Source organism: Pseudomonas sp. GW822-FHT04H02, assembly GCF_058800645.1.
Map to the genome: position 1 here is coordinate 849,555 of NZ_JBXAMM010000002.1, position 12,055 is coordinate 861,609.

Sequence of the window (12,055 nt, forward strand, 5' to 3'; positions counted from 1 at the left end):
GAGCGCTCCATGGTTGAAGATGTTGAACTGAATCGCCTCTACTGGCACAGCCGCCGCGGCATGCTTGAGTTGGACGTATTGCTGGTGCCGTTCGTCAGGGAGGTGTACCCGCATCTCAATGAGACCGACCGCGAGTGCTATCGCAAGCTGCTGGAATGCGAGGATCAGGACATGTTTGGCTGGTTCATGGAGCGCAGCGAGTCCGAGGACCCCGAGCTGCAGCGCATGGTCCGCATGATTCTGGACCGTGTCCAACCCAAGTAGGTTGTTCGAATGCCGCTGGCGTGCCTCACGGCAACTGTTGGCGGCCTACCTGCTGGCCCAGGCGTTCGCCCTGGGCGCGTTTTTCCTGCTGGATCTTCCGTCTGTCGCTAGGTTCGTGGGGCTAGGGTTGTGCCTGCTGCACGCCGGCTGGGTGTTGCCGCGGCAGGTTCTCTTGAGCCATCCACGGGCCTTCACCGGGTTGCGCCATTCGCCCGACGGCTGGCAGCTGTGGAGTCGATCCGAGGGGTGGCAGGCCGTGCAGTTGCGCCCCGACAGCCTGGCGCTGCCATTGATCGTGGTGCTGCGTTTTCGGCTGCGTGGGGAGCGCTGGGTGCGCTCACTCTGTGTACCGCGGGACGCGCAGGCCGCCGACCAGCATCGGCGCCTGCGGCTGCGGCTCAAGTTCAGCCGGCGTAGGTGGGCGGCACCAGAATAGTGTCCCGGGCCTCGGGCAGCATCTGCGGGTAGTCCAGGGTGTAGTGCAGGCCGCGGCTCTCCTTGCGCTCCATGGCCGAGAGAATCATCAGCTCGGCCACCTGGGCCAGGTTGCGCAGCTCGATCAGGTCACGGCTGACCTTGTAGTTGCTGTAGAACTCGTCGATCTCGTCCAGCAGCAGGCGCACCCGGTGCTGGGCCCGCTGCAGGCGCTTGTTGGTGCGCACTATGCCTACGTAGTCCCACATGAACCGCCGCAACTCGTCCCAGTTGTGCGCAATGATCACGTCTTCATCGGAATCGGTGACCTGGCTGGCATCCCAGGCGGGCAGGGCGATGGGGATCGACACCTGGGGCAGTTGCCGAAGGATGTCGGCCGCCGCCGAACGGGCGTAGACGAAGCACTCCAGCAACGAGTTGCTGGCCATCCGGTTGGCGCCGTGCAGGCCGGTGAAGCTGGTTTCGCCAATGGCGTACAGGCCCGGCACGTCGGTGCGGCCCTGTTGGTCCACCATCACCCCGCCGCAGGTGTAGTGCGCGGCCGGCACCACCGGGATCGGCTGCCGGGTGATATCGATGGAAAACTCCAGGCAACGCTCGTAAACGGTGGGGAAGTGGCTCTTGATGAAGGCTTCCGGCTTGTGGCTGATGTCCAGGTAGACGCAGTCGATGCCCAGGCGCTTCATTTCATGGTCGATGGCCCGGGCCACGATGTCCCGTGGTGCCAGCTCGGCCCGAGGGTCGAAGCGCGGCATGAAGCGTTCGCCGTTGGGCAGCTTGAGGTGGGCGCCTTCGCCACGCAGGGCTTCGGTAATCAGGAAGCTCTTGGCCAATGGGTGATACAGGCAGGTGGGGTGGAACTGGTTGAATTCCAGGTTGGCCACCCGGCAGCCCGAGCGCCAGGCCATGGCGATACCGTCGCCGCAGGCACTGTCGGGGTTGCTGGTATAGAGGTAGACCTTGGCTGCGCCGCCGGAGGCGAGGATCACGAAGCGTGCGCCGAAGGTGTCGACCTGGCCGGTGCTGCGGTTGAGCACGTAGGCTCCCAGGCAGCGGTCGCCTTCCAGCCCCAGGCGTTTTTCGGTGATCAGGTCGACGGCGACCCGTTGTTCCAGCAATTCGATATTGGGGTGTTGCCGAGCCTGGGCCAGCAGGGTCTTGAAGATGGCCGCACCGGTGGCGTCCGCCGCGTGGATGATCCGCCGGTGGCTGTGGCCGCCCTCGCGGGTCAGGTGGAATTCGAAGCTGTTGTCGTCGCTGCTGGAGTCTTCGTCGCGGGTAAAGGGCACACCCTGGTCGATCAGCCACTGGATGGCCTCGCGGCTGTGTTCAACGGTAAAGCGCACCGCATCCTCGTGGCACAGGCCGCCGCCGGCATTGAGGGTGTCATCGACGTGGGATTCTACGGTGTCGGTATCATCCAGCACGGCCGCGACGCCGCCCTGGGCCCTGAATGTCGAGCCGTTGGCGAGGTCGCCTTTACTCAAGACGGCAATACGCAGGTGGCTGGGCAGGGTCAGGGCCAGGCTCAAGCCGGCGGCACCGCTGCCAATCACCAGAACATCGTGTTGAAACTGTTGGCTCATTTGAAGGATTCCGCTCAAAGCGACCCGGGAAGGGGTTGGCGCAAGACGCCTGAATCGGCAAGTCAAAGCAGCCACACAGCCCACTAGTATATAGAGGGGGGGATCGGCACAATAGTCGCGCCTTCATGGCATTGTGCGACTTCACCGAGCAAAAGCGTTGCTCTCGGCCAGTCCGATATTCGGAGCATTCCAGCCTCTGGAGCGGCTGATCGAAGACATAGGGCGGTTTTTCTTGCCACCGTTACACAATCTTCGTCTGGCGCAGCTATAAAGATTGGGAACTTTTGCCAAGGCCCCAAACTCAATAGAAGGTTGCCTGAAAGAAGGGACAGCGTCGGTTATATCCAAGGTTTACAGTGTGTCCCTTGTGACAGAATTCGACGACAGGATTATTCGCGCAGCCGGCCTCGCCCGTGCTGCGTTTTTCGTGCGTGCCGGATCAGAGCACGCAGGAAACTTGCTTGGAGGGGGAGAACTTTTGCGAAAAGCCCGAGTCTATGTTTGCAAGCCTGATCGTTTAGTGATGCAAGCCTCCTCCGAGCTTATCGAGGAGTGTTCATGCTAACCCAGGAAGAGGATCAGCAGCTGGTCGAACGCGTTCAGCGTGGCGACAAGCGAGCGTTCGATCTGCTCGTGCTGAAGTACCAGCACAAAATTCTCGGGTTGATCGTGCGTTTCGTGCACGACACCCATGAAGCCCAGGATGTTGCACAAGAAGCTTTTATCAAGGCTTACCGTGCGCTAGGTAATTTTCGGGGTGACAGCGCGTTTTACACGTGGCTGTACCGTATCGCCATCAACACGGCGAAAAACTATCTGGTTTCACGCGGCCGCAGGCCGCCGGATAGCGATGTAAGTTCTGAGGATGCGGAGTTCTATGACGGCGATCATGGCCTGAAGGATCTCGAATCGCCGGAGCGTGCGTTGCTGCGGGATGAGATCGAGGGCACCGTCCATCGAACCATCCAGCAACTGCCTGAAGATTTGCGTACGGCCTTAACTTTACGTGAATTCGATGGTCTGAGTTACGAGGACATTGCCAGCGTCATGCAGTGTCCGGTGGGTACCGTGCGCTCCCGGATTTTCCGCGCTCGGGAAGCCATCGATAAAGCCCTGCAGCCGTTGTTGCAGGAAACCTGAGACAGCGGCGACAGCCAAGAGAGGAACCGCCATGAGTCGTGAAGCCCTGCAGGAATCGCTGTCCGCGGTGATGGATAACGAAGCGGACGAACTGGAATTGCGTCGGGTATTGAATGCCGTCGACGAAGTGGAAACCCGTGAGACCTGGGCCCGTTATCAAATCGCCCGGGCAGCCATGCACAAGGAGTTGCTGCTTCCGCGTCTGGACATCGCCGCTGCCGTTTCTGCAGCTCTGGCTGATGAGGCCGTGCCGGCCAAAGCCTCCCGCGGACCTTGGCGCAGCCTGGGCCGTCTGGCAGTAGCTGCCTCGGTGACCGTGGCCGTGCTGGCGGGTGTTCGCCTGTACAACCAGGACGAGATCGCAGGTGTCGAACTGGCACAGCAAACCGGCCAGCCCACCCTGGCGACTCCACAAGTCAAAGGGCCGGCAGTACTGGCCGGCTACAATGAAAGCTCGGAAGCTACTGGCCCCATGGCCAATGGCGTACTGCAAGGGCAGCCAGGCTGGCACGATCAGCGTCTGCCGAGCTACTTGCGCCAGCATGCCCAGCAAGCTGCACTCAAAGGCACTGAAAGCGCTCTGCCTTACGCCCGTGCGGCAAGTCTGGAAAACCGCTAAGGAGGATCATGCGCGCCATACCTCTATTAACGCTTCTGCTCAGTGGCTGGTTTGTGGTTCCAGCCCATGCCGACGAAGCCCAGGACTGGTTGCAGCGTCTTGGGCAAGCGGAACAGCAGCAAAGCTTTCAGGGCACTTTCGTTTACGAGCGCAACGGTAGTTTTTCTACCCATAACATCTGGCATCGCGTCCAGGATGGAAAGGTCCGTGAGCGGTTGATCCAGCTCGATGGGTCCGCTCAAGAGGTGGTGCGTGTCGATGGTCGTACCCAGTGCGTCAGTGGCGAGTTGGTGGCAGGGCTCGGGGATTCCCCGGACGGTGCCGCCCGAGCCCTGGACCCGCAAAAACTCAAGAATTGGTACAACCTTGCTGTCATCGGCAAGTCGCGCGTGGCCGGTCGCCAGGCGGTGATCGTCTCGGTCACGCCCAAGGACCAGCATCGCTATGGTTTCGAGCTCCACCTGGATCGTGAGACCGGGCTGCCGCTCAAGTCCCTGTTGCTCAACGACAAGGGGCAGTTGCTGGAGCGCTTCCAGTTCACTCGCCTGGATACTGCGGATGTCCCTGACGACGTCGAGTTGCGTCCCAGCGCTGGCTGCAAGCCGGTGTCTCTGGACAGCGACAAGGCCTCGGCGGTCAAGACTGTGCAAACCTGGCATTCCGACTGGCTGCCTCCGGGCTTCGAATTGACCAGCAGCAGTGCCCGCAAGGATCCGGAAACCAAATCCATGGTCAACAGCCTGCTGTATGACGATGGTCTTGCGCGCTTTTCGGTGTTTCTCGAGCCGCTCAACGGCGCGACGGTCACCGATACCCGCACTCAGCTCGGACCTACGGTGGCTGTATCACGCCGCCTGACTACCCCCGATGGCGAGATGATGGTCACGGTGGTCGGGGAGATCCCCATTGGTACTGCTGAACGTATTGCGCTGTCGATGCGTTCCGATGCCACTGCCAAGCAATGAGCCTTTGTTGGTTGTGTAAGAGGTCAGTGATGCCCGCTCCACAATTGAGAAGATGAAATGTTTGGTCAGCAATTTCATTTGCAAAATTCCCAGAGTTTTTCTATAGGTCAGAACCCCCTCGGTTCTGACCTTATTTGTCGTTCCTGGAACAAAGATGCCGCCCCTGCAGTTTCGGTATTTGCTGTTCCATATCGCTTAACCACGCTCGTCGTAACGGGAGCCGTATGTCGATACCACGCTTGAAGTCCTACTTCACCATTCTTGCCACCGTGCTGGTGCTTGGGCAGGCCGTTTCTGCCCAGGCGGCCGAGCTGCCTGATTTCACCCAACTGGTCGAGCAGGCCTCGCCTGCGGTGGTGAACATCAGTACCACGCAGAAACTGCCGGACCGCCGGGTTTCCAATTCGGCGCAGATGCCCGATCTCGAAGGCCTGCCGCCAATGCTGCGCGAGTTCTTCGAACGGGGCATGCCCCAGCCACGCTCTCCGCGCGGGGATCGTCAGCGCGAAGCGCAGTCGCTGGGTTCCGGGTTCATCATCTCCGCGGACGGTTACATCCTCACCAACAACCACGTGATCGCCGATGCGGACGAAATTCTTGTGCGTCTGGCCGATCGCAGTGAGCTGAAAGCCAAGCTGATCGGTACCGACCCACGCTCCGATGTAGCACTGCTGAAAATCGATGGCAAAGACCTGCCGGTGCTGAAACTGGGTAAATCCCAGGACCTCAAGGCCGGCCAGTGGGTGGTGGCCATCGGCTCGCCGTTCGGCTTCGACCATACCGTGACTCAGGGTATCGTCAGTGCCATCGGTCGCAGCCTGCCGAACGAAAACTACGTGCCGTTCATCCAGACCGACGTGCCGATCAACCCGGGCAACTCCGGTGGCCCGCTGTTCAACCTGGCCGGTGAAGTGGTGGGGATCAACTCGCAGATCTACACCCGCTCCGGTGGTTTCATGGGCGTGTCTTTCGCCATCCCGATCGATGTGGCGATGGACGTTTCCAACCAGCTGAAAACCGGTGGCAAAGTCAGCCGTGGCTGGCTTGGCGTGGTAATCCAGGAGGTCAACAAGGACCTGGCTGAATCCTTCGGCCTGGAGAAACCGGCCGGCGCGCTGGTGGCACAGATCCAGGATGATGGCCCGGCGGCCAAGGGCGGCCTGCAAGTGGGTGACGTGATCCTCAGCCTCAATGGCCAGCCCATCGTCATGTCGGCCGACCTGCCGCACCTGGTAGGCGCGCTGAAGGCCGGGGCCAAGGCCAACCTGGAAGTGATCCGCGACGGCAAGCGCAAGAATGTCGAGCTGACCGTCGGCGCGATTCCTGAAGAAGACAAAGACCTGAGCATGCTGCCCAAGTCGGGTGTCGAGCGCAGCAGCAACCGTCTGGGTGTAGCGGTGGTCGAGCTCAACGATGAGCAGAAGAAAGCCTTCGACCTCAAGGGCGGGGTAGTTATCAAGGAAGTCCAGGACGGTCCTGCGGCGCTGATCGGCTTGCAGCCGGGCGACGTGATCACTCACCTGAACAATCAGGCGATCACTTCGGCGAAGGAGTTCACTGAAATCGCCAAGGCATTGCCGAAGAACCGCTCGGTGTCCATGCGGGTACTGCGTCAGGGGCGAGCCAGCTTCATCACCTTCAAGCTGGCCGAGTAATTCGCCAGCCCCTGAGGTTGCCCAATAAAAAGCCCGCCTCGTAAGAGGCGGGCTTTTTTGTGGCTTGCGTCAATGTCAGCGCATCATGTCCTTGACCATCTGTTCCTGGTCCATCATCTCGCGCTGGCGAGCGTCGATCCTCGACGACAGGGGGAAGTTGCTGCCGGCCCGGCGCTTGGCGAAGTCCAACTGCTGGATGGCCTGGCGATAGTCGCCCACCAGGGCGAAGTACTCGGCTCGGGCCTGGTGCAGGCCGATGATATTGCCCGACAGGCCGCGGGTTTCCGCCACCAGGTACCAGACATCCGGGTCGTCCGGGCGGCTTTTCAGCAGGCCTTCCAGGGCCTTTTCGGCATCGGCCGGGCGGTTCTGCTTGAGCAGCAGGTCCACGCGGATCTGGTTCAAGGGGTAATTGCCCGGGTACAGGTTGAGCATCCTTTCGACCCGAGTCTGCGCGTCCGGCAGGCGGCTGTTGGCCATGTCCAGTTCGATCTGAGCCAGGTTGTAGGTCACGTCGTTGGGCGACTTGGCCAGCAGCGGCTTGAGGTTTTCCCGTGCTTCGTTCCACTGGCTGCCCTTGATCTGGGCGATGGCCAGGCCGTAGCGAGCGATGTCGTTCTTCGGGTTCTCATCGAGCTGCGCGCGAAAGCGCTTGGCGGCCAGCCCTGGCGATTCCTCATAGGTCAGTTGCACCCGGGCGCGGATCAACTGGTAGCGCAGGCTGTCTTCGGTGCCGCCTTGCCGGGCCTGTTCCGCACGGTTGCGGGTGTCGGCGATCCGCGATTCGGTCACCGGGTGAGTCAGGAGAAATTCCGGCGGCTTGGCATCGAAGCGGTACTGGCGCATCAGGCGTTCGAACATGGTGGGCATCGAGCGCGGGTCGTAGCCGGCCTTTTCCAGGTTGAGGATGCCGATGCGGTCGGCTTCCTGCTCGTTCTGCCGGGAGAAGCGCCGCTGTTCCTGGATGGCTGCGGCCTGGGTGCCGGCGATGGTGGCGATCCCCGCGTCCCCGGCGCCAGCGGCGGCAATCACGATCCCGGCCAGCAGGGCGGCCATCATCGGTACCTGCATGCGCTGCTGGGCTTCGACCCCCCGGGCGAAGTGGCGCTGGGAAAGGTGCGCCAGTTCGTGTGCCAGCACTGAGGCGTACTCGCCTTCGGTCTGGGCATTGAGGAACAGCCCGCCATTGACCCCGATGATTCCCCCGGGAGCGGCGAAGGCGTTGAGCTGCGGGCTGTTGATCAGGATGAACTCCAGGCGCCGGTCGTTGACCTGGCTGGTTTCCACCAGTTTGTAGACGCTGGTTTCGACATAGTCCTTGAGTTGCGGGTCGTTGAGCTGCGAAACCTGGCTGCGCAGCAACGCCAGCCAGGCACGGCCCAGTTGGTATTCCTGTTGCGGAGAGACAATGGCTGAACTGGCATCACCGAGTGACGGCAGGTCGTCGGCGAAGCCCGGTGAGGCGAGCAGGCAAGCGAGCGTCAGCAGGGTAGGGCGCAATACATTCATGCACAAAGCCTTAATCGACAAAGGCTCTACTGTAGCTGGACACCTGGCCGGGGACCAGACAAAGCCAGTGAAAACTCTGAGGATAAAAAGTGCTTTTGGGTAAATTCCGGCGTCTACCTGATCGTGGCTCCGGCAGCGCGCGGCAGTGCTCTGGTGTCGGGCTTCTTTATTGCCGGTGGGCCTGGCTTGCAGGGTATTCTAGACGCCTTGAATTGATGATCGGAGTAACCCAATGACCGATGTTGTCGCCCATGATGCCGAGCTGGACGCCAGCGGCCTGAACTGCCCGCTGCCGCTGCTCAAGGCCAAGATGGAACTCAATCGCCTGGCCAGTGGCGCGGTACTCAAGGTCATTGCCACCGATGCTGGCTCCCAGCGTGACTTCCGCACTTTCGCCCGCCTGGCCGGTCATACCCTGCTGCGTGAAGAGGATGAGGCCGGGGTGTATCGCTACTGGTTGAAAAAGGCCTGAGCGCAGTCTGCCCTTGAGGGCCTTCATCTAAGGAACATCGATGTTCAAAGTGCTACGTGACTGGATTCAGCGCTACTTCTCGGATGAAGAGGCGGTGGTGCTGGCCGTTCTGCTGTTTCTGGCCTTCACTGCCGTCCTGACCCTGGGCGGCATGCTCGCGCCGGTGCTGGCGGGGATGGTCCTGGCCTACCTGATGCAGGGGCTGGTGGTGAGCCTGGAGCGGCTGCGCCTGCCTGGCGGGGCGGCCGTGGGGCTGGTGTTCGCGCTGTTCATGGGGCTGCTGCTGGTGTTCATCCTGGTGGTGGTGCCGTTGCTCTGGCATCAGTTGATCACCCTGTTCAACGAGCTGCCGGGCATGCTCGCCAAGTGGCAGTCGCTGTTGCTGCTGTTGCCCGAGCGCTACCCGCATCTTGTGTCCGACGAGCAGGTGCTGCAGGCCATCGAAGTGGCCAGGGGCGAGATCGGCAAGTTCGGCCAGTGGGCGCTGACCTTCTCCCTGTCCAGCCTGCCCTTGCTGGTGAACATCATGATCTACCTGGTGCTGGTGCCGATCCTGGTGTTCTTCTTCCTCAAGGATCGGGCGATGATCAGCCGCTGGGTGATCAGCTATCTGCCCCGCGAACGTACGCTGATTACTCGCGTGGCCCATGAAATGAACCGGCAGATCGCCAACTACATTCGCGGCAAGGTCATCGAGATCGTCATCTGTGGCGGGGTGACCTACATCGCCTTCGTCGCCCTGGGCCTGAACTATGCGGCCCTGCTGGCTCTGCTGGTGGGGGTCTCGGTGGTGGTGCCCTATGTCGGCGCCGTGGTGGTAACGGTACCGGTGGCGCTGATTGCGCTGTTCCAGTGGGGCTGGAGCGATCAGTTCATCTACCTGATGGCGGTCTACGGGATCATCCAGACCCTGGATGGCAACGTGCTGGTGCCGCTGCTGTTCTCCGGCGCGGTGAACCTGCACCCGGTGGCGATCATCTGTGCGGTGCTGCTGTTTGGCGGGCTGTGGGGGTTCTGGGGGATATTCTTTGCGATTCCCCTGGCGACCCTGTTCAAGGCGGTGCTGGATGCCTGGCCCAGGAAGGACCCGGTGGTGGCACCTCTACTCTAGATAAACGGGGCGGCTGATACAGCCGCCCCGGTCATTTCAGGCCTTGTTCAGGGCCTGGGCCGCGGCCAGTACGGCGTCGACGTGCCCGGGTACCTTCACCCCGCGCCATTCCTGGCGCAACACACCGTCCTTGTCGATCAGGAAGGTGCTGCGGTCCACGCCCAGGTATTCCTTGCCGTAGAGCTTCTTCAGCTTGATCACGTCAAACAGCTGGCAGACGGCTTCGTCCTTGTCGCTGATCAGCTCGAAGGGGAATTCCTGCTTGCACTTGAAGTTCTCGTGGGACTTCAGGCTGTCGCGGGAAACGCCGAAGACTTCGGTGTTGGCAGCCTGGAAGGCGGCGTATTGATCGCGAAAGCCCTGGCCTTCGGTGGTGCAGCCCGGGGTGCTGTCCTTGGGATAGAAGTAGATCACCACTTGCTTGCCCTTGAGGCCGGACAGGCTGACGGTCTGCCCACTGGTGGCGGGGGCCTGGAAATCGGCAATAGGTTGATCGATAGCAACGGCCATGGGGCTTCCTTACATAGGGTTCTGTGGGCGCCAGGGTTCGATCAGCGCGTCGAGGTTCATGGCATCGGCAAAGTCCAGGAACTGGTCGCGCAGCCAACTGATCTGAGTGCCGGCGGGCAGGGTCACGGTAAAGGTGGCATTGAGCATGGTGCCGCCGGTCTGTGGAGCCTGGTAGGTATCGCAGGTGAGGTTTTCCAGCTCGACCTGATGGTCGATGAAGAACTGGCACAGCTCATTGACGATGTCCGAGCGGTACGCGGCGCTGACGTAGGCCACGTAAGGCAGGGCCTGGGGGCGGCTTTCCAGGGCGGCGCTGCGCACCACGTTGACCGTGAAGGCATGCTTCTTGGCCAGGAACGGCAGGCTGCTTTCCAGGCGCGCCAGGGCGTCCCAGCTGCCGGAAATCTCCAGAACCAGCGCGCTGCACTCGCCATGCCGGGTCAGGCGCGACGTCACCACGGCGCAGCGGTTTTCATGGCTGGCGCGGCACAGGACGTTGGTCAGCTCCATGGGGTTGGCGCCGAGGGCACTGATGACAAGGAATTGTTCGCGAACTGTGGGGGTGGACATGCAGCATTCCTAAAGCGATGAGCGGTCGGTACTTTTTGACAAGCCAGTACCGGGCAAGCGTCGCCGGCGGAACTTCAAGGCCTCGGACCACAAGCCGGCGACTGGCCCCGAAACGCTCGGAACACAGGCTGGCAACGCGGGAATGGGGCTTTGCAGATCCAACAGGCAGGCGATAACCCGGTCTACACGCTTATCAGTAGCGATCAAAGCCTGAAGGGTAGCGAAAACCATCGCTCAGGGGAATGCTCATGGCGCGGGACTTCGCTTGTGCAAGGAACTTGGCGCCAGTACCATTACCGCTCTCTTTTTCCGGCAGGAGCGGTTGCATGATTGCGGGCAGTATGGTGGCACTGGTCACACCCATGGATGCACAGGGAAATCTCGACTGGGACAGCCTGAGCAAACTGGTGGACTTCCACCTGCAAGAGGGCACCAACGCCATCGTGGCGGTCGGCACCACAGGTGAGTCGGCCACCCTGGATGTGAACGAGCACATCGAAGTGATTCGTCGGGTGGTCACCCAGGTTGCAGGGCGCATTCCGGTGATCGCCGGTACCGGCGCCAACTCGACGCGCGAAGCGATCGAGCTGACCACCAATGCGAAGATCGCCGGCGCCGATGCGTGCCTGCTGGTGACCCCGTACTACAACAAGCCGACCCAGGAAGGCCTGTACCAGCATTTCCGCGCCATTGCCGAGGCCGTGGACATCCCGCAGATCCTCTACAACGTTCCGGGCCGCACCGCATGCGACATGCAGGCCGAGACCGTGATCCGCCTGTCCAGCGTGAAGAACATCATCGGGATCAAGGAAGCCACCGGCGACCTGCAGCGCGCCAAGGCCATCCTGGCCGGCGTGCCCGGCGATTTCCTGGTGTACTCCGGCGATGACGCCACCGCAGTCGAGCTGATCCTGCTGGGCGGCAAGGGCAATATCTCGGTGACCGCCAACGTCGCGCCACGGGCCATGAGCCAGATGTGCGCCGCGGCCATGGCCGGCGATGCCGCCAAGGCCCGGGAGATCCACGAGACCCTGATGCCGCTGAACAAGACTCTGTTCATCGAATCCAACCCTATTCCCGTGAAATGGGCCCTGCACGAAATGGGCTTGATGCCGGACGGTATCCGTCTGCCGCTCACCTGGCTCAGTGCCGCCTGTCACGAACCGCTGCGGCAGGCCATGCGCCAGTCCGGCGTCTTGGTTTAATTGAGGAAGTACAA

At 61.6% G+C, this 12,055-nt stretch carries 13 protein-coding genes; 9 read left to right on the forward strand and 4 right to left on the reverse strand.

What is annotated here, in order from left to right; translation table 11 throughout:
- Positions 1 to 9 precede the first annotated feature (9 nt).
- Entirely contained in the window at positions 10 to 264 is a 255-nt protein-coding gene (locus AC1RMG_RS10710; RefSeq protein ID WP_011059785.1) for an FAD assembly factor SdhE, read from the forward strand.
- Entirely contained in the window at positions 248 to 700 is a 453-nt protein-coding gene (locus AC1RMG_RS10715) for a protein YgfX (protein WP_065364400.1), read from the forward strand. Before AC1RMG_RS10710 ends, AC1RMG_RS10715 begins: the two co-directional genes overlap by 17 nt.
- On the opposite strand, the gene nadB is transcribed toward AC1RMG_RS10715, so the two are convergent.
- Positions 669 to 2,285 carry an L-aspartate oxidase gene (nadB, locus tag AC1RMG_RS10720; protein ID WP_072451051.1) on the reverse strand — a complete coding sequence of 539 codons (1,617 nt, stop codon included), beginning with the start codon at positions 2,283 to 2,285 and terminating at the stop codon, positions 669 to 671. The two genes, AC1RMG_RS10715 and nadB, sit on opposite strands and share 32 nt — an antisense overlap.
- Before the next feature lie 558 nt (positions 2,286 to 2,843).
- On the opposite strand from nadB, the gene rpoE reads away from it, so the two are divergent.
- The 4 genes from rpoE to AC1RMG_RS10740 all read left to right on the forward strand — a co-directional run bounded on the left by rpoE (position 2,844) and on the right by AC1RMG_RS10740 (position 6,664).
- The gene (gene rpoE / locus AC1RMG_RS10725) at positions 2,844 to 3,425 is read left to right on the forward strand and encodes an RNA polymerase sigma factor RpoE/AlgU (RefSeq protein ID WP_007930230.1); all 582 of its coding nucleotides are present in this window, start codon (positions 2,844 to 2,846) and stop codon (positions 3,423 to 3,425) included.
- Between the two features lie 31 nt (positions 3,426 to 3,456).
- Positions 3,457 to 4,044, forward strand: a complete 588-nt coding sequence (locus AC1RMG_RS10730) for a sigma-E factor negative regulatory protein (protein WP_011059788.1) — start codon at positions 3,457 to 3,459, stop codon at positions 4,042 to 4,044.
- Between the two features lie 8 nt (positions 4,045 to 4,052).
- Positions 4,053 to 5,009: a MucB/RseB C-terminal domain-containing protein gene (locus AC1RMG_RS10735; RefSeq protein ID WP_041116484.1), complete on the forward strand. Its 957-nt coding sequence runs from the start codon at positions 4,053 to 4,055 to the stop codon at positions 5,007 to 5,009.
- Positions 5,010 to 5,233: 224 nt separating this feature from the next.
- Positions 5,234 to 6,664, forward strand: a complete 1,431-nt coding sequence (locus AC1RMG_RS10740; RefSeq protein ID WP_011059790.1) for a DegQ family serine endoprotease — start codon at positions 5,234 to 5,236, stop codon at positions 6,662 to 6,664.
- A gap of 75 nt (positions 6,665 to 6,739) precedes the next feature.
- Here the strand turns inward: AC1RMG_RS10740 and AC1RMG_RS10745 are convergent, their stop codons facing one another.
- Positions 6,740 to 8,173 carry a M48 family metalloprotease gene (locus AC1RMG_RS10745; protein ID WP_011059791.1) on the reverse strand — a complete coding sequence of 478 codons (1,434 nt, stop codon included), beginning with the start codon at positions 8,171 to 8,173 and terminating at the stop codon, positions 6,740 to 6,742.
- A 232-nt stretch (positions 8,174 to 8,405) separates the two neighbouring features.
- Here AC1RMG_RS10745 and AC1RMG_RS10750 point away from each other — a divergent pair, with 232 nt between their 5' ends.
- A complete protein-coding gene (locus AC1RMG_RS10750; RefSeq protein WP_011059792.1) occupies positions 8,406 to 8,645 on the forward strand; it encodes a sulfurtransferase TusA family protein in 240 nt (79 codons plus the stop codon).
- A gap of 40 nt (positions 8,646 to 8,685) precedes the next feature.
- Positions 8,686 to 9,756 (forward strand): AI-2E family transporter, encoded by a 1,071-nt coding sequence (locus tag AC1RMG_RS10755; RefSeq protein WP_011059793.1) that lies wholly within the window; start codon positions 8,686 to 8,688, stop codon positions 9,754 to 9,756.
- Positions 9,757 to 9,792: 36 nt separating this feature from the next.
- On the opposite strand, the gene AC1RMG_RS10760 is transcribed toward AC1RMG_RS10755, so the two are convergent.
- A complete protein-coding gene (locus AC1RMG_RS10760; RefSeq protein ID WP_015634519.1) occupies positions 9,793 to 10,266 on the reverse strand; it encodes a peroxiredoxin in 474 nt (157 codons plus the stop codon).
- 9 nt (positions 10,267 to 10,275) lie between these two features.
- The gene (locus tag AC1RMG_RS10765) at positions 10,276 to 10,836 is read right to left on the reverse strand and encodes a glycine cleavage system transcriptional repressor (RefSeq protein ID WP_011059795.1); all 561 of its coding nucleotides are present in this window, start codon (positions 10,834 to 10,836) and stop codon (positions 10,276 to 10,278) included.
- Between the two features lie 326 nt (positions 10,837 to 11,162).
- Here AC1RMG_RS10765 and dapA point away from each other — a divergent pair, with 326 nt between their 5' ends.
- On the forward strand, positions 11,163 to 12,041 hold the full coding sequence (gene dapA, locus AC1RMG_RS10770; protein WP_011059796.1) for a 4-hydroxy-tetrahydrodipicolinate synthase: 879 nt from the start codon (positions 11,163 to 11,165) through the stop codon (positions 12,039 to 12,041).
- The last annotated feature ends 14 nt before the right edge of the window (positions 12,042 to 12,055 follow it).